This is a genomic window from Microbacterium sp. NPDC096154 (assembly GCF_040302945.1).
GTDB lineage: Bacteria > Actinomycetota > Actinomycetes > Actinomycetales > Microbacteriaceae > Microbacterium.
The window spans coordinates 41,006-55,867 of record NZ_JBEOSM010000003.1; the positions used below are offsets into that span (position 1 = coordinate 41,006).

Here is a 14,862-nt window from a genome sequence, read left to right on the forward strand (position 1 = left end):
GACGATGCGCACCCGCCGGATCCTCATCGCCGTGGTCGCGACCGCCGTGCTCGTGGCGGGGGCCGTGGCCGCCTTCGCACTGACGCGTTCGCAGGCGGCCGCACCGGGATGCGCGGACATCCAGGCCTACCAGGAGCGCTACGGCGAGGTCGAGCCGCTGGGGCGCGGCGCGCGCGGCGTCACGGTGCTGGGCGATTCGTACTCGGCGGGCGACACGCTGAGCGACCGCGGTCAGCGCTGGACGGACGAGCTCGTGCGCCTCGAGCCCGACCTGACGGTCACGCTCGACGCGGTGGGCGGAACGGGGTACGCGAACCCGGGGCTGTGCGGCGACGAGTCCTTCCGCGACCGGATCGGCCGTGCACTCGAGGTCTCCGACGGCGATCCGCTGATCATCCAGGGCGGCATCAACGACGTGTTCGCGCACCCCGCCGACCTCGAGGCCGCCGTCGACGACGTGCTCGCCCACGCCGAGGCGGCCGGCGAGGTCGTGCTGATCGGTCCGATCGATGCCCCCGCGACCGACCGCGAACGCGACGTGGACGCGCTGCTGGCCCGCGAGGCGCAGCGGCACGGCTTCGCCTACATCTCGACCCTCGAGTGGCGCCTGCCGTTCGGGGCGGACCGCCTGCACCTCACCGCCGAGGGCCACCGCGCCTACGCCGAGCGCGTCCGCGACGCCTTGCGGCAGGCCGGCGTCCTCTGAACCCGGGCCCGCGCATCCGGCGCGAGCTCATCCGGGCTCACATCCAGCGGCGCCACTTGAACACGGCATACAGGCCGACGGCGGTGGCCGCCATCATCCCGATGGCCATCGGATAGCCCCACACCCAGTGCAGCTCGGGCATGTGGTGGAAGTTCATGCCGTAGATGCCGGCGACGATGCTGGGACCGAACAGGATCGCCGCCCAGCCCGAGATGCGCTTGACCTGCTCGTTCTGGGCGAGCGCCGTCTCCGTCTGCCGCCGTGTGACGAGCGTCGAGTTCACGGTCAGCGCGTTGTCCAGGATGACGCGGAACGACCCGAGGCGCTCGGCGATCCGGATGCCATGGTCGAGCACATCCCGCAGCGCGCGCTGCAGCTCGATGTGCACGCCGTACCGGTCGGCACCGCGCAGCAGAGCTTCGAGCATCGTGCGGATGGGGTCGGCCGCGCGCTGGAATCCGATCACCTCCCGGGAGAGCTTGTAGATGCGCTGCGAGAGCTCGGCGCCGTCGTCGCCGAACAGGTCGTCCTCGATCTCGTCGATGTCGTTCTGCAGCCCGCGAGCGACCGGCTCGTACTCGTCGACGACCTCGTCCAGGATCGCGTAGAGCACGGCCTCGGGGCCGTAGGCGAGCATCTCGGGCAGCCCTTCCATCCGCTGCCGCACGCGCGCCAGGTCGGGTGACTCGGCGTGCCGGATGGTCACCACGAAGTCGGGCCCGACGAACACGTGCAGCTCGCCGAACTCGACCATCTCCTTCGCGTCGACGTACCGCGCGGGAAGCAGCACGGCGAAGAGGATGTCGCCGTAGCGCTCGAGTTTCGCGCGCTGGTGCCCCGACAGGGCGTCCTCGACCGCGAGCGGGTGCAGCGAGAACTCGGCCGCGACCTGCTCGATCTCCGCGCGTGTGGGCCGGAACAGCCCGATCCAGGCCATGCCGCCCTGCGCCCGCATGTACTCGAAGGTCTCGTCGAGGCTCGCCGGGTTCTCGATCCGGTGTCCGCCGACGTAGACGGCGTTGTCGATGATGGGCACCCGCTCATTCTGCGCGGCGGCGGCGCCCCGACCGCGCAGGCGCGGCCGAGACCGGTCGGTCATGCGGCGTCGTGGCACAACCGGGCGCATCCCGCAACCTCGACCGGCCTCTGGGACGCCGACGTACGATCGGAGGGAAGACGCAGGGCCCGCATGATCCACGACGGCAGGAAAGGGTGCCCGGATGATCATCACGCTGAGCGAAGAGGAATGCCGCGAGCTGCTCACCACGGCTTCGGTGGGGCGTCTGGGCTTCGTCCATGAGGGCGAGGTGCAGGTCATTCCCCTCAACTACCTGCTGCACGGAACAGACCTCGTGCTGCGCACGGTTCCCGACGGCGTGGTCGGCACGCTCGCGCCGCATGCCGAGCGCGTGGCGTTCGAGGTCGACCACCTGGAGGCGCACCGCGGCCTCGGATGGAGCGTGCTGATGCACGGCAGTCTCCATGCCATGACCGACGCCGAGATCTCCGAGCTCGCCGACCCGGGGCGGGTCATCCCGTGGGTCGGCCGCTCGCGTCCGCTCCACCTCCGGTTCCATGCCCAGAGCGTGAGCGGGCGGCGCGTGCGCCGCGAGCGCACCGACTCGCTGCGGCGTGAGTGAGCATGCCGCACGGAGGGCTCCCGTCGACCTACGCGATCGCGCAGCGGGAGCCGCCGGGTGGGATGGTCACACGGCGGTGCCGCGCGCGCTCTCGGCGTGCCGTCTGGCCGCCTCCAGCACCGCGTCGAGGCCGTCGGACTCGCCGTCGACCTTCTCCTCGCCCACCGCGTCCGACGTCGCGTAGCGGTGCACGACCTCGACCAGGTCGAGCGTGAACTGCGCACGCTCCTTCTCGTCCATCGCCTTCAGCTGCTGCTCGATCTCTGCCGCGAGCATGGTGTCCAGAGCCATACCGCGACGCTAGGCCGACCGCGCTCGCGCACGCCAGGGGTTGCGCTCGTGCGCGGACCCGGTTATCCGAGCGCTGTCTCTCCACATGCGACGCCTGCTTCCCAGCGATGTCCCAGGTACGTGCCAGGATGACGGGGTGCCCGTCCCCCGCTCCTTCGCTCCGCCCCGCTCGGCGTCCCGCTCCCAGTGCCCCGCCGCCCTCCGGCGAGGCGGCGTGCTCGCCCTGGCGGCACTTCTGCTGCCCCTGGCGGGGTGCGCCGACACCAGCGGCGACGCGGCCCGCGCGCTCGCGAGCGACCTCGCGACCGCCCTGTCGCAGCACTCGCTCGAGGGCGTGCCGCTGATCGACCCGAACGCCGAAAGCGTCTTCCAGGAGCAGGCGTCGCCCCTCGGCGGGTACGAGGTCGACGTCACGGCGGGCGAGCTCGAACGCGACGGCGATGAGGCGACGGTGCCGCTGAGCTGGTCGTGGACCGTCGAGGGACACGAGTGGACCTACGACACGACGGCCCTCCTCCTCGAGCGCGAGAGCGAGGGCGACGCGGAGTGGGCGGTCGATTGGACCCCCGCGACCTTCGTCCCCGAGCTCCAGCAGGACGAGCGCATCGAGATCCGGCGCGAGTTCGCGCCCCGTGCGGATGTCGTCGATGCGTCCGGAGAGGCCATCGTCACGAGGCGGCCGGTGGGGCGGTACGGGCTCGACAAGGCCAACACCGACCCGGCTGCGGTCGGCGCCTCGGCCGAGCGCATCGCCGCGGCGGTCGGCATCGATCCTGCCGCGTACCGCGCCGCAGCCGAGAGCGCGGGTCCGGAGGCCTTCGTCGAGGCGCTCGTCGTGCGCGAGGGCGAGGAGCACCTGCACGTGAGCCCCGAGTTCGCGAGCATCCCCGGTGCGCTTGTCGTCCCGGACGAGATGGTGCTCGCGCCGACGCGCCGCTTCGCTCGTGAGGTGCTCGGATACGTGGGCGAGGCGACCGCCGAGGTCGTCGAGGCGTCGGAGGGCGCGGTCAGGCCTGGCGATCAGGTGGGGCTCTCGGGGCTCCTCGCGACCTACGACGCGCAGCTGCGCGGCACCCCCGAGACGGCGATCGAGGCGGTCACCGCCGACGGGACACGGCGCACTCTCGCGACGTGGGACGCCGTCCCCGGGGAGCCGCTCGCGGTCACGCTCGACCAGAGCCTCCAATCCGACGCCGAGCAGATCCTGTCGCAGCTCGGCGAGGAGAGCGGGGCGAGCGCGATCGTGGCGCTGCGCCCCTCCACCGGCGAGATCCTCGCCGCGGCGAACGGCAGCGGCAACGGCGGCATGAACGTCGCGACGGCCGGGCAGTATGCGCCCGGCTCGACCTTCAAGCTGGTCACTGCCCTCGCGCTGCTGCGCGCGGGCGTCGCGCCCGACGACACCCTGACCTGCCCCGAGACGATCACCGTCGATGGCTTCACCTTCCAGAACTACGACGACTACCCCGCCGCCGCGGTGGGAGACATCACGTTCCAGACCGCGATCGCGAACTCGTGCAACACGGCCCTGATCGGGGCACGCGACCGCATCGACGATGGCGCGCTCGCATCCGCGGCCGAGACACTCGGCCTCGGCGCCGAGCTGGACCTCGGGTACCCGGCTGCGATGGGCGAGGTGCCCCCGGCCGAGGGCGAGACCGAGAACGCCGCCGACCTCATCGGCCAGGGCCGCATCCTGGCGTCACCGCTCGCGATGGCCACGGTCGCCGCGTCCATCCAGGCCGGCCACACGGTCGTGCCGCACCTGCTCGTCGACCGCGCCGGCGAGGCGAAGCCGGCCACGCCGCTCACCGAGGCGGAGGCGGCGGCCCTGCGCGGCTTCATGCGTGCGGTGGTCACGGAGGGCTCGGCGACGTTCCTCGGAGCGGCGCCGGGTGAGCCCGTCGGTGCGAAGACCGGCACGGCCGAGTACGGCGAGCCGGGCCCGGACGGCGCGTACCGGACCCACGGCTGGATGGTCGGCACACACGGCGATCTGGCCGTGGCGGTGTTCGTCGAGTCGGGCGTCTCCGGCGCCACGACCGCCGGGCCCCTGCTCGCGTCGCTGTTCGAGCGCTGGTGAGCCCCGCGCGCGTACGATCGGCGGCATGGCGTGGAGGTTCGAGGCCGAGCTGATCGAGTGGCGCGGGCCCGCGCCCTTCGTGTTCGCTCCTGTTCCCGTCGCGCTGTTCGGCGAGATCAAGGACGCCGCGCGCGGTCTGCAGTACTGGGGCCAGATCCCCGTGACGGCTGTGATCGGCGGCACCGAGTTCGACACCGCCATGTGGCCGAAGGACGGCCGGTTCCTGCTGCCGATCAAAGTCGCGGTGCAGCGCGCCGAGCGGATCGACGTCGGAGACGTCGTGATCGCGACGGTGCGTCTGCCCGGCGAGCGCGACTGACCCGTCGGAGCCCGTCCTGCGCCACGAACCGGCGCATCGCGGAGCTCACGCGCGACCGAGCAGCAACCGGTTGATGCCCCATCCGGCGAGCGTGACGAGGACGATCGCTCCCGCCATCGCGAGCAGCTGCGGCGGCTGGCTCAGGATGCCGAGGCTGACGATCATGGTCGTGGCACCCGCCGGCGGGTGCGGCATGCGCAGCAGGGTGAGCGCGAGCGTGGTGAGGGCCACCGACAGCGCCGCGGCGACGGCATGGGCCGCCGTCAGCCCGCCCTCGGGTGCCGACGGCTGCCCGGCAAGGCCCAGCGCGTACAGACATCCCGCGCCCACGATCAGGCCCACGCCGTGTCCGACGATCGCGTTCCGAGGACGCGACGACGGCGTCTCGGGCGACTCGAAGAAGAGCATGACGGTCGGCCCCAGGCTCGGGAACAGCCATGGCTGCCGCAGCGCGAGCCCGACGCCCCCGGCGAGGGCGAGCACGATGAGCGCGCACAGTGCGGCGTAGCCCGCGGCGCCGGCGCGGGTCTGGCGGAGACGGGCTCCCGCCGTGGTCATGACGACACCAGCAGCGCCTGCGGTGCCGCCTGCTTGATGCGGGTGCTGAGCCAGTCGTGCTGCAGCTTCGTCTGCTGCTCGCACCGCGTCGCCACGCCGAGAAGCTCCTCGTCCCGCAGTGCGAGCGCTCCCTGCTTCACGACGGTCCAGGTCGTGTCCACGAAGCACGCCAGCATGTGCACATCCTGCAGATCGCGCAGCAGCGCGAGCGCACCCGTCCGGCTCTCGCTCATGGCGTCCGCGCGGAAGCGCTCGGGCTCGTCATCGGGCTGCTCGCCGTAGCGCTCCACGATCGGCGTGAGCAGCCGCTCGTGCTCCTCGCTCTGGCCGGCGAGCGTATGGCACAGGTGGTACACGTCGGGCTCGTCGCCGTGCCCCTCCGCCAACTGGCGGAACGACTGCGCGAGCGCTTTCTCGCCCGCGCGCAGGAGACCGATGTAGACGGCCAGCTTCATGACGTCCTCCTCGCGCCCGGCGGTCGCGGCGGCTCGGCCGCGCCCAGCGCTTCATCGACCTCCGCGTCGCGGCCGCCGACCGTGGCGGGAACGCGCGCGGGCGCGGCCGGGCGCGACGCGGTGGTGGTCGGAGCCGGCGCGGGCGCGTCGCCGTCGGCCACCCTCTCCACGCGCACGGCCGCGACCTTGAAGATCGGCTGCTTCGACACCGGGTCCCACTCGGTCATCGTCAGCTCGTTGGCGGCGGTCGGGTGCCCGTCGGGGCCGGAGCGATCATCCTCCCAGTAGCCGTAGTGGAAGGGTGCGAAGACGCAGCCCTCGCGCACATCGCCGACGCGCGCGGGCACGACGATCTCGCCGCGTGGCGAGACGACGCGCACAATGTCGCCCTCGTCGATGCCGAGCTGCGCGGCGTCCGCGCGCGACAGCTCCACCCAGGCCGAGGGTGCGGCCCGGCGCAGCTGGCGTGTCCGCCCGGTCTTCGTGCGCGTGTGGAAGTGGTAGACCGTGCGGCCGGTCGAATACTGCAGCGGGAACTCGTCGCTGGGCACCTCGTGCGGCGGGTTGTATGCGGCGGCCTTGAGGATCGCCCGCCCGTCCGCGCGCAGAGCCCGGTACGCGACCGGGCCGACGGTGGCGCCCGTGAGCAGATCGTGGCCGAAGGTCTCGGCTCGCTCCGTCTCGGTGGGGAACACTCCATCCGCGTACAGCCGGTCGGTGCCGTCGGGATGCTCGTCGTTGCAGGGCCATGGGATGCCGCTGCCGCCGCGCAAGCGCTCGTAGCTCAGCCCCGTGTAGTCGCACAGCCGCCCGCGACTGCACTCCTGCCAGGCGCGGAAGCCGTCCTCCGGGCCCGACCAGTCGAGCAGCGGCGCACCGTCATCGCGACGGAAGTCCATGCGCCTGGCGTAGTCGAGGAAGATGTCGAGGTCGCTGCGGGCGTCGCCCGGTGGATCGACGGCCTTGTCCGAGAGGTGCACCGTCCGGTTCACGTTGGTGAAGGTGCCCTGCTTCTCGCCCCAGCCGGCGGCCGGCAGCACGACGTCCGCCAGCCGGGCCGTCTCGGTCAGGTAGAGATCCTGCACGACGAGGAACAGACCCGGGGTGCCGAGGATGCGCCGGATGCGCTCGGCCTGCGGCATGGACACCGCCGGATTCGTCGCCTGCACCCACAGGAACTCGATGCTGCCCTGCTCGACGTAGCGGAAGATCTGCATGGCGTGTGTGGGCGGGGCCCAGTGGGGGATCTGATCGACGGCGACTCCCCACAGGTCGGCCAGCTCTCGCACGTGCTCCGGGTTCTCCCAGTTGCGGAACCCCGGCAGGTCGCCGTCCGCGCCGGCTTCCCGCGTGTTCTGCGCCGTCGGCTGCCCGTTCATCTGCAGGATGCCCGATCCCGGCTTCCCGATCCGTCCCGTCAGCAGGTGCAGGTTGTTGACCTGGCATGCGGAGGCCGTCGCATCCGACGACTGATAGAACCCCTGCAGCACGGTGGAAAGCACGCGATCCGACGTGCCGAAGATGCGGGCGGCGTGCCGCACGTCCTCGGCGCGCACGCCGCAGGTCTCGGCGACGCGCTCGGGGGTCCAGGGCTCGACCGTCTCGCGGAGCTCGTCCCGGCCGATCGTGTGCGCGGCGACGTACTCGTCGTCGATCCAGCCGCCTTCGAACAGCTCGCGCACCAGGCCGTTCATGAGTGCGAGGTTCGTGCCCGGTCGCACCGCGAGGTGCACCTCGGCATGGCGGGCGACCTCCGTCTCCCGCGGGTCCACGCACACCACCCGTGGCGGGTTGGGGCCCGCGAGTCGGTCGAGGATGCGCGCCCACAGCACGGTCTGTGTCTCGGCCATGTTGTGGCCGAACAGGAAGACCGCGTCGCACTCGTCGATGTCGGAGTAGCTGCCGGGCTGTCCGTCCGACCCAAAGCTCTCCTTCATCGCCGCTGCGGCCGTCGCCGTGCACAGCCGGGTGTTGCCGTCCATGTGGGGCGTTCCGATGCCGGCCTTGCCGATGATCCCCAGCGCGTAGTACTCCTCGAGGAACAGCTGACCGCTCGTGTAGAAGCCCATGCTGAGCGGGCCCTTCTCGGCGAGCAGACGCCTGCTGCGCTCGACGATCGCGTCCATGGCGGTGTCCCAGTCGGTCTCGACCAGCTCGCCGTCCCGCCGGATGAGAGGCGTGGTGAGCCGGTCCTGCCCCGTCATGCCCTGCCAGCTGCCGAACAGCCCCTTCGGGCCCAGGCGTCCGTGGTTGACGACGTCCGCCGCGCGCCCCCGGATGCCCACCATGCGCCCGTCCTTGACGGCGATGTCCGCCGCGCAGCCGTTGCTGCACAGGACGCAGGCGGACTGCACCCAGCGATCGACCTCGCCCGAGTCGAGCCCGTCCGCCAGCTTCGTGTCCACACGCACGGGCCACTGCTCGCCGCGCGCGAACGGCGTCCTGGTCCCCCAGATGTCCGCGATCCGATCCACCGCCATGCCGACCTCCCGCGCAGAGTCTGCGGCGGCAGCGCGCCGAGGTGTACCCGCTCGACAGCGGCCCGCGGCGTGTGAGAGCATCCGCGGGCTCGCGATCATCCCTCAGGACGCGGGGCTCGCCCCGACGACGGCACGGCGTCGGGCGCCGACCTGTGCGGATCGCCAGCACCGCGAGGCGCCCCGAGGATCACGGCCACGGCCTCCGCTGCCAGCAGGACGAGACTGCCGTGCGGCCAATATCCGAACGTCAGCACGCCGACGACTACCACGAGGAGCGTGAGTCCGAGCAGCACGCGCACCCACCGTGGCCAGCGGCTCCTGGCGGTGATCGCCGCGACGGGGCCTGCGAGCCCGATGGCGAGGAGCAGCAGCCCCTCCCATCCCCACATGAAGTGGAGCGGCGACTGCTCCGGCGCGCCGACGTAGCTGAGCGCTGTGATCGGCGCACCCGCGATCACGAGCCACGCGAGGAGGCGCCCGCCCCACCCGGCGCCGCTGAGATCGGGCAGCAGCGCGACGCCGATCAGGAGGAAGGACAGACCGGCGAGCGCGCCGAACACGATGTACGGATCGCCCACCGCTGTCGCGATGCGCGCGTAGAGCGGGTAATCGTAGATGTCCTCGATCCACAGCCACGACCAGTCGCCCCAGTCGCTCGCCGGGAAGGGCAGGATGATCGCCGCCCACACGCCGCCCACTGCGGCGAGCGCGACGCGCCATGCCCGTGACCTGTCCGCCAGGGACGCACGCCCCGCCTCAGCCATGCGGGCATTCGAGCACGCCGCGCCCGCGCCCGCAAGGCGCACAGCGCTCGACCGCACGCGCACGGGGCCGCGCCCGCCGCACCCGTCGTCAGGTGTGTTCGACCGGCAGCCACAGCTCGCACGTGGCGGTGCGGAAATCCGCCGCGCGCTCGAGCACGGCCACGATCGACGGGCCGGGTCGCAGCCGCCAGGGGTTCGAGGGAAACCACTCGGTCGCCATCGCCGCCCAGGTCGACTGCAGCGCCGCCGGGTGTGGACCCGACGTGCGAAACACGGCCCACATGCCCGGAGGCACCGCGATGGCGTCGAGGTCGTCGGGCACCGCGGCGTCGGCGTCCACCGCCACCCCGTGCAGGTAGGTGAGCTCCGTGCCCTCGGCATAGTCCGGGTCGACGTCGGCGCTCACCTGCAGCAGTCCGCGCGGTTCGGTGGCGCTCAGCTGCTTGAGGCGCTCGTGCTCGCTCGCGGGGAGCGACGCGATGTGCGCCTGGATGTGCGGGTTGACGCCCTCATGGATGAGCGGCACGCGGATCGCGTGGCCGATCAGCCGGATTGCGGGGCGTTCTACGAGACGGGCTTCCATGGGAGCACTCCCTTCGACGGTCAGGCGGAACCTGAGCTGCGGTTGGCTGCGAAGGGGGCCGCCGTCGCGGCGCACGTCGCCGTGGCCGGCTCCGTGCACGGCGCGGAACGCCCGGCCGAACGCCTCGGTCGATCCGTACCCGTACCGCACCGCGATCGTCAGCAGATCCTCGCCGCGGATGAGGTCGGACGCGGCCAGCGTCATCCGCCGCCGCCGCACGTACTCCGACACGGGCATGCCCGCAAGCGACGAGAACATCCGACGGGCGTGGTATCCCGTCGTGCCTGTCCTCGCGGCGAGCGCATCCACGTCGAGCTCGGCGGCCCCGGCGCCCACGCTCAGCTGCGCCTCGATCTCGCCGACGATGCGATTGAGGATCTCGATCACGGTGACTCCCTTCACGCACCACTCTCGCTCCGGGCCGGGCGCGCCGCCCGACTTCTCGCGTCCGATTCAGTCGGCCCGCACACCCGACGCATAGTGTGCGTAGACGGTGCCATTCTCGAAGACCCGGTGCTCGACGAGGCGCAGCTCCAGACGCGCATCCCGTGGCAGGGCTCTGAGGCCGCCGCCGCGTGATCCGGTCTGACCCCACGGAGAATCACCGCGACGACGGATCGGAACCGCACATGCCCTCCGTCGTTTCGGCATCGGTCCGTCGCAAGGGGTACGCCAGCCGGGGCTACCCAGGGGTCGCACGCTGCGCGGCGCGGTAGCTCGGCTGCCGAACTCTGCGCACCCACGGGTAGATGGTCGATCCAGGAAGCGGATGCCCCACCGGATCGAAACGCAGCTGAGCCGAGTCCTGCTCAGCAGCGGGTCGAAGCAGCACCTCTGCAAAGGGGTGCCACGTGCCGGTCGGCTCCGAGTGATAGAGCCGGACGTGCCACGGCTGCTGCTCGAGCGACCGCCGCAGGCTCCCCAGGTCGGCCGGGAATGCTCGAGCGGGGACGCTCCGGGCGCAGATCAGAACCGGTCCCCGCGCCGAGCGGTACGGCAGCAGACTCCCGAACGTCGCGCCCGTCGCCGAGCGCCGGGGCACGAGCACGAACCGGGAGGGGAAGCCGATGCCGGTCGCCGCCAACAGCACATCCGCGGGCCGTCCGTCGTCGAGGTGGAACCGGATGGCGAGGCCGAGCACGTCCGGAAGCGTGTCGGGCAGCCCTATTCCTCGGGACAGCCGCGCGGTCACTTCGAGCGGCTTCTCGCCGACGTCGTCGATCCAGTCGATGCCCGACGGCGCCCCATCACGCATCCAGGTGGCCTGCCCCGCCAGCACGAGCCCCCGCGAATGGATAGGGCGCGGATGACGGATGCGCCGGAGCAGAGAGAAGAAGCCGCGCAGAACGGTTCCGGCCACCCCTACAGGTCCAGCGAGCATGCGGCCATTATCCCGACTGCGCGGTGCCGGGATAAGGATGTTCAGGGCGCCCCCGCACGTTCAAGCGGCACTCACCGTGCACCAGCGAACCGAAGCGGCACTCGCCGCATGATCGCTACTGTGGCCATGAGTCGCGCATCGAAGGAGCACTACGCATGTCCCGCAACGCCACGATCACCACGGCGCTCGCCGCCCTGGCCGTCGCCACACTGGCCCTGTCGGGATGCACCGCCACCGCAGCGCCCACGGCCGCCGAGCAGACGCCCAAGGCCTCCCCCGCTGCGGCGGCCACCGCGAGCCGGCCGACTCCCACGGCCACCCCGACGCCGGAATCGCCCAAGCCGGAGACCTGCTCCCGCATGTCGGAGGTCGTCAGCTACAACGGCGGCTTGTATAGGGAGCGAAAGCAGCCGCTCCGGGATCTGGGCGCGCGAGAGTTCGCGGAAGGCGAGGTGACGTTCGATGAGGACGGCACACCCGTGACGTACACCGTCGCGCCCGGGGACGTCGAGGCTGTGATCGCTGAGCGACTCTGCGCGTATCCCAACCTCGCCTCGATGAACCACGAGCACTACGTGTACCCAGGGCTGGTGCTGTGGCTCTCCCCCAACCCGGACACCCCCTGGATCGGCCTCTACGGCCCGCCGGACGCCGAGGCCGGGTTCCGGCAGATCCCTTACCAGGAGGCCATCATCGCGGCAGGCGTGGCGGTCGACGCGGGCGACATCGACACCGCGCGCGCGATCTGGAACGACACCCTGTCGGGCATGTTCACGAACCAGGAAACGATAGACGCCATCCAGAAGGTGGTCGACTCCGGCGACCCTGACGCGCTGCGCCAGTTGTTCTCCTAGGACGCGTTCCCTCGCCCTGAAGCCCTCGGACGCCACTCCGAGGGCTTCAGTTGCGAGAGTGCTTGCGCCGCCAGCGAGACCGCCTCTGCCGTGACGAGCGGTATCTGGCACGCGCGGCAGACTGGCGGGCAACTCAAGGAGGCAGCTGCTGATGGCTTTCACGCACGGTCCAGGCTCGTCCTGAACTACGTTCAGCTCCAGGCAGTCATCGTCGCCGAAACGCGCGACGGACGCCACGATGTCAGCAGGGCGGACGGTGAGGAGAGCATCCGTCAGCGTTGGAGCGCCTACGCCGCCAACGGACACGGCGGCAACAAGGAGCTGCGTACCCTCGACCCGAGCACGTTCCGGTACTCGCTTCTGCGTGTATTCGACCCTTCGACGCCTGAGAACGAAATCAACATCGCGGAGAGCCACTACAAGGAAGCTCTGGACAGCCGCGTCCCGCACGGGCTCAACTGGAACTAACGGCAGATAGGTCAGAGCACGGCCACGACCTTCGGCAGCGTCGCACCGAATGCTTCCGCCACGGGGAACCAGGACTTGCAGCGACGGGCGCGCTCAACTCGCCCTCGTCGCCCGCCGCGCGTCGAGTACCCCACAAGTCGGGCGATCCCTAGCTCGGGCGGTGCGATCAGCCGAGCGGCGGCCACTCGTTCCGGCGGTAGACGGGACGATCCCGCAGCTCGCCACCGTCAGCTCGTCGCCTCGCGCATCTACACCTCTGCGTCCGACCATCCGCGTCATGCTGGTGCATCGTGGCCTGCACGCCGGCCACGGTCAGGAGCACGCGAGCTGCGGGGATCCCCAGTGAGCGAGGCGTGCGATCGCCTGTGCGCGACGTTCGCAGCACCGTTTGGCTCGCGAGTTCGATCCGGGTCTACGGCGCGGGATCGGAGACGGGATGAGCCCGTCGTCATCCCGGACCGAAGTGACGGAGCAGACCCGAAACGACGGAACGAATCCGCCGATCCGAGCCGTCGTTTCGGTCGAAGTCCGGTGATTCGAACGTGACTACACGCTGAAGCGGAACTCCACGGCCTTCAGGGACGGAGAATCCTCTGGGCTATCCGCGTCTGATGGCACCCGTTCGACTACGACGCCGGCGAGCACCGCTGCCTGACAGAATCGGCGCCATGGCAACGACAGTCGGGCAATGGGAAAGCGCATCTGCCGGCGTCTGGGCGCGCCTCGACTCGTTCGATCGCGATGAGGGCGTCGCAGTGATGCGCGCCTTGGCCGAGACATGCCCTGCCGCAGACGGTAGGGCAGCGTTCGAGTTCGCGGGCATGTACGACTCGATGGGATATGAGGATATGAGGCTGAAGCCCGCGCCGAATACGACCGCGCGCTGGAGCTCGGTCTCGACGAAACCGGGAACGCACAACTCGCCGTCCAGTACGGATCGACATTGCGTAATCTCGGCCGCCTCGACGAGGCGATCGGCATCCTGGAAACTGCGCCGACGCATGAATCGACGGCGCCGCACCCCGACTCCTGCTGGCGCTAGCCCTCCATAGCGCTGGCCGCAAGGATGAAGCACTCCGGGTCGCCATGGAAACGCAGATTGAAGCGTTGCACCGCTACCAGCGTTCGATGCGCAACTACGCCGCTGCCCTGATGGAGTCTGCCACGTCCGGCGATCCGGCTACACGTTTAAAGCGGAACTCCACCGCGTTCCGTCACGGAGTAACCTCACGACGAGCTCGGCGAGCTCGTCTCATCCGATGTGACGATCATTCCTTCACACGTGACAGTGCAACGAGGCCATGGGGACCGTCACAACCGGGATCCATCGCTGCGATTCCAGCGGCTGCGACGGGTCGATCTGCCCTTACTCCCTTCCGTCTTCGAGCGGGATGAGCAAGGTTCGGAAGGGCCCTCGATCGGTGTGCAGTTCCCAGACCCGGTCGGCCACATCATCGATGCCGTTGGGCAGCTGGAGTCGGGGAATCGCTCCCGGGATCACGAGCTGCTTCACCCGCACGCCCTCGTTCTCGAGGGCGTCGTGAATCATCTCGCCGTACGCGCTTTCCGCGGGGAAGGCGACGGAGGTTCCCGCGAAGTCGGCGCGTGCCTTCACCGAGGTGCCTCCGTTGATCAGGATGATGGTGCCATCTCCCGACTCTCGCATCGCGGGCAGCACCGCGCGGGCGGCGTGGATGAGGCCGAGCAGGGAGAACTGTACCGCTTCCAGTGCGAGCTCAGGGGTCAGCTCAAGGACAGGCTTCAGGTAGTCGCGAGACGGAAGCGGGCTGTACTGCAGGACCGAGATGGCGCCGAGGTCTGCTGCGGCACGGGCGAGCGCGTCCTCGAGCTCAGCGGGGATGCGCACGTCTGCTGAGTAGCCTCTGGCTGTCACCCCCTCCGAGTCCAGCTCCGCCACCATGTCGTCGAGCTTCGATCGGTCGCGGGAGATCAGGGCGACCGAGAAGCCCTCCCGACCGAAGCGACGCGCGACGGCCGCGCCCAGTCCCGGTCCCGCTCCGATAATGGCGATGACGGGCATGACGGGCTCCTTCGGGCTGTGACGTTGCGGGGAATTCAGGGGGGCAACCAGGGTCAGACATTGAAGGGTAACTCCTCCACGCAGCGGCGCCTCAATACCCATCACGAATCCGTGCGTTGCGGGCGAAGCCGACCGCCTTCGACGCCGACGATCGCCGTTCACGAAGCCTTCAACGATGTGGTTACGCAGTGAATCCCACGGGCATATCGGTCACGCGATTGCTGGTCAGACCTTGAAGC

At 70.5% G+C, this 14,862-nt stretch carries 17 protein-coding genes; 8 read left to right on the forward strand and 9 right to left on the reverse strand.

Going from position 1 to position 14,862, the window contains the following annotated elements:
• Nucleotides 1-4 precede the first annotated feature (4 nt).
• Nucleotides 5-706 carry an SGNH/GDSL hydrolase family protein gene (locus ABTW64_RS04915; protein ID WP_350619815.1) on the forward strand — a complete coding sequence of 234 codons (702 nt, stop codon included), beginning with the start codon at nucleotides 5-7 and terminating at the stop codon, nucleotides 704-706.
• A gap of 37 nt (nucleotides 707-743) precedes the next feature.
• On the opposite strand, the gene ABTW64_RS04920 is transcribed toward ABTW64_RS04915, so the two are convergent.
• Complete coding sequence (locus ABTW64_RS04920; protein ID WP_350619818.1) at nucleotides 744-1,742, reverse strand: magnesium and cobalt transport protein CorA; 999 nt, start codon at nucleotides 1,740-1,742, stop codon at nucleotides 744-746.
• A 184-nt stretch (nucleotides 1,743-1,926) separates the two neighbouring features.
• Between ABTW64_RS04920 and ABTW64_RS04925 the strand changes: the two genes are divergently transcribed.
• On the forward strand, nucleotides 1,927-2,346 hold the full coding sequence (locus ABTW64_RS04925; protein ID WP_350619820.1) for a pyridoxamine 5'-phosphate oxidase family protein: 420 nt from the start codon (nucleotides 1,927-1,929) through the stop codon (nucleotides 2,344-2,346).
• 66 nt (nucleotides 2,347-2,412) lie between these two features.
• On the opposite strand, the gene ABTW64_RS04930 is transcribed toward ABTW64_RS04925, so the two are convergent.
• Complete coding sequence (locus ABTW64_RS04930; RefSeq protein WP_350619822.1) at nucleotides 2,413-2,637, reverse strand: hypothetical protein; 225 nt, start codon at nucleotides 2,635-2,637, stop codon at nucleotides 2,413-2,415.
• 136 nt (nucleotides 2,638-2,773) lie between these two features.
• Between ABTW64_RS04930 and ABTW64_RS04935 the strand changes: the two genes are divergently transcribed.
• Nucleotides 2,774-4,720 carry a penicillin-binding transpeptidase domain-containing protein gene (locus tag ABTW64_RS04935; protein WP_350619824.1) on the forward strand — a complete coding sequence of 649 codons (1,947 nt, stop codon included), beginning with the start codon at nucleotides 2,774-2,776 and terminating at the stop codon, nucleotides 4,718-4,720.
• 25 nt (nucleotides 4,721-4,745) lie between these two features.
• Nucleotides 4,746-5,039, forward strand: coding sequence for a DUF1905 domain-containing protein (locus tag ABTW64_RS04940; RefSeq protein WP_350619827.1), 294 nt, complete (start codon nucleotides 4,746-4,748; stop codon nucleotides 5,037-5,039).
• A 45-nt stretch (nucleotides 5,040-5,084) separates the two neighbouring features.
• Here the strand turns inward: ABTW64_RS04940 and ABTW64_RS04945 are convergent, their stop codons facing one another.
• The 6 genes from ABTW64_RS04945 to ABTW64_RS04970 all read right to left on the reverse strand — a co-directional run bounded on the left by ABTW64_RS04945 (nucleotide 5,085) and on the right by ABTW64_RS04970 (nucleotide 11,260).
• Nucleotides 5,085-5,597, reverse strand: a complete 513-nt coding sequence (locus tag ABTW64_RS04945; RefSeq protein WP_350619830.1) for an HPP family protein — start codon at nucleotides 5,595-5,597, stop codon at nucleotides 5,085-5,087.
• Nucleotides 5,594-6,052: a hypothetical protein gene (locus ABTW64_RS04950; RefSeq protein WP_350619832.1), complete on the reverse strand. Its 459-nt coding sequence runs from the start codon at nucleotides 6,050-6,052 to the stop codon at nucleotides 5,594-5,596. Before ABTW64_RS04950 ends, ABTW64_RS04945 begins: the two co-directional genes overlap by 4 nt.
• A complete protein-coding gene (locus tag ABTW64_RS04955) occupies nucleotides 6,049-8,532 on the reverse strand; it encodes a molybdopterin oxidoreductase family protein (RefSeq protein ID WP_350619835.1) in 2,484 nt (827 codons plus the stop codon). Before ABTW64_RS04955 ends, ABTW64_RS04950 begins: the two co-directional genes overlap by 4 nt.
• Before the next feature lie 95 nt (nucleotides 8,533-8,627).
• The gene (locus tag ABTW64_RS04960; RefSeq protein WP_350619837.1) at nucleotides 8,628-9,296 is read right to left on the reverse strand and encodes a hypothetical protein; all 669 of its coding nucleotides are present in this window, start codon (nucleotides 9,294-9,296) and stop codon (nucleotides 8,628-8,630) included.
• A gap of 88 nt (nucleotides 9,297-9,384) precedes the next feature.
• Nucleotides 9,385-10,266 carry an AraC family transcriptional regulator gene (locus ABTW64_RS04965; protein WP_350620499.1) on the reverse strand — a complete coding sequence of 294 codons (882 nt, stop codon included), beginning with the start codon at nucleotides 10,264-10,266 and terminating at the stop codon, nucleotides 9,385-9,387.
• A gap of 295 nt (nucleotides 10,267-10,561) precedes the next feature.
• On the reverse strand, nucleotides 10,562-11,260 hold the full coding sequence (locus ABTW64_RS04970; protein ID WP_350619839.1) for a catalase family protein: 699 nt from the start codon (nucleotides 11,258-11,260) through the stop codon (nucleotides 10,562-10,564).
• Nucleotides 11,261-11,415: 155 nt separating this feature from the next.
• Between ABTW64_RS04970 and ABTW64_RS04975 the strand changes: the two genes are divergently transcribed.
• The 4 genes from ABTW64_RS04975 (at nucleotide 11,416) to ABTW64_RS04990 (ending at nucleotide 13,977) form a co-directional block, all read left to right on the forward strand.
• Nucleotides 11,416-12,114, forward strand: a complete 699-nt coding sequence (locus ABTW64_RS04975; protein ID WP_350619841.1) for a hypothetical protein — start codon at nucleotides 11,416-11,418, stop codon at nucleotides 12,112-12,114.
• A 90-nt stretch (nucleotides 12,115-12,204) separates the two neighbouring features.
• Nucleotides 12,205-12,582: a GIY-YIG nuclease family protein gene (locus tag ABTW64_RS04980; RefSeq protein WP_350619843.1), complete on the forward strand. Its 378-nt coding sequence runs from the start codon at nucleotides 12,205-12,207 to the stop codon at nucleotides 12,580-12,582.
• Nucleotides 12,583-13,465: 883 nt separating this feature from the next.
• Nucleotides 13,466-13,624, forward strand: a complete 159-nt coding sequence (locus ABTW64_RS04985; protein ID WP_350620501.1) for a tetratricopeptide repeat protein — start codon at nucleotides 13,466-13,468, stop codon at nucleotides 13,622-13,624.
• Nucleotides 13,615-13,977 carry a tetratricopeptide repeat protein gene (locus tag ABTW64_RS04990; RefSeq protein ID WP_350620503.1) on the forward strand — a complete coding sequence of 121 codons (363 nt, stop codon included), beginning with the start codon at nucleotides 13,615-13,617 and terminating at the stop codon, nucleotides 13,975-13,977. Before ABTW64_RS04985 ends, ABTW64_RS04990 begins: the two co-directional genes overlap by 10 nt.
• On the opposite strand, the gene ABTW64_RS04995 is transcribed toward ABTW64_RS04990, so the two are convergent.
• Nucleotides 13,949-14,725, reverse strand: coding sequence for an SDR family NAD(P)-dependent oxidoreductase (locus ABTW64_RS04995; protein ID WP_350619845.1), 777 nt, complete (start codon nucleotides 14,723-14,725; stop codon nucleotides 13,949-13,951). The two genes, ABTW64_RS04990 and ABTW64_RS04995, sit on opposite strands and share 29 nt — an antisense overlap.
• Nucleotides 14,726-14,862 lie beyond the last annotated feature (137 nt).

Bases quoted from the DNA above. Each gene is read 5' to 3' on its own strand.
- ABTW64_RS04945 (WP_350619830.1), bottom strand. From the start codon at position 5,597: ATGACCACGGCGGGAGCCCGTCTCCGCCAGACCCGCGCCGGCGCCGCG.
- ABTW64_RS04955 (WP_350619835.1), bottom strand. From the start codon at position 8,532: ATGGCGGTGGATCGGATCGCGGACATCTGGGGGACCAGGACGCCGTTC.
- ABTW64_RS04940 (WP_350619827.1), top strand. From the start codon at position 4,746: ATGGCGTGGAGGTTCGAGGCCGAGCTGATCGAGTGGCGCGGGCCCGCG.
- ABTW64_RS04960 (WP_350619837.1), bottom strand. From the start codon at position 9,296: ATGGCTGAGGCGGGGCGTGCGTCCCTGGCGGACAGGTCACGGGCATGG.
- ABTW64_RS04930 (WP_350619822.1), bottom strand. From the start codon at position 2,637: ATGGCTCTGGACACCATGCTCGCGGCAGAGATCGAGCAGCAGCTGAAG.
- ABTW64_RS04925 (WP_350619820.1), top strand. From the start codon at position 1,927: ATGATCATCACGCTGAGCGAAGAGGAATGCCGCGAGCTGCTCACCACG.
- ABTW64_RS04970 (WP_350619839.1), bottom strand. From the start codon at position 11,260: ATGCTCGCTGGACCTGTAGGGGTGGCCGGAACCGTTCTGCGCGGCTTC.
- ABTW64_RS04950 (WP_350619832.1), bottom strand. From the start codon at position 6,052: ATGAAGCTGGCCGTCTACATCGGTCTCCTGCGCGCGGGCGAGAAAGCG.
- ABTW64_RS04995 (WP_350619845.1), bottom strand. From the start codon at position 14,725: ATGGGTATTGAGGCGCCGCTGCGTGGAGGAGTTACCCTTCAATGTCTG.
- ABTW64_RS04915 (WP_350619815.1), top strand. From the start codon at position 5: ATGCGCACCCGCCGGATCCTCATCGCCGTGGTCGCGACCGCCGTGCTC.
- ABTW64_RS04975 (WP_350619841.1), top strand. From the start codon at position 11,416: ATGTCCCGCAACGCCACGATCACCACGGCGCTCGCCGCCCTGGCCGTC.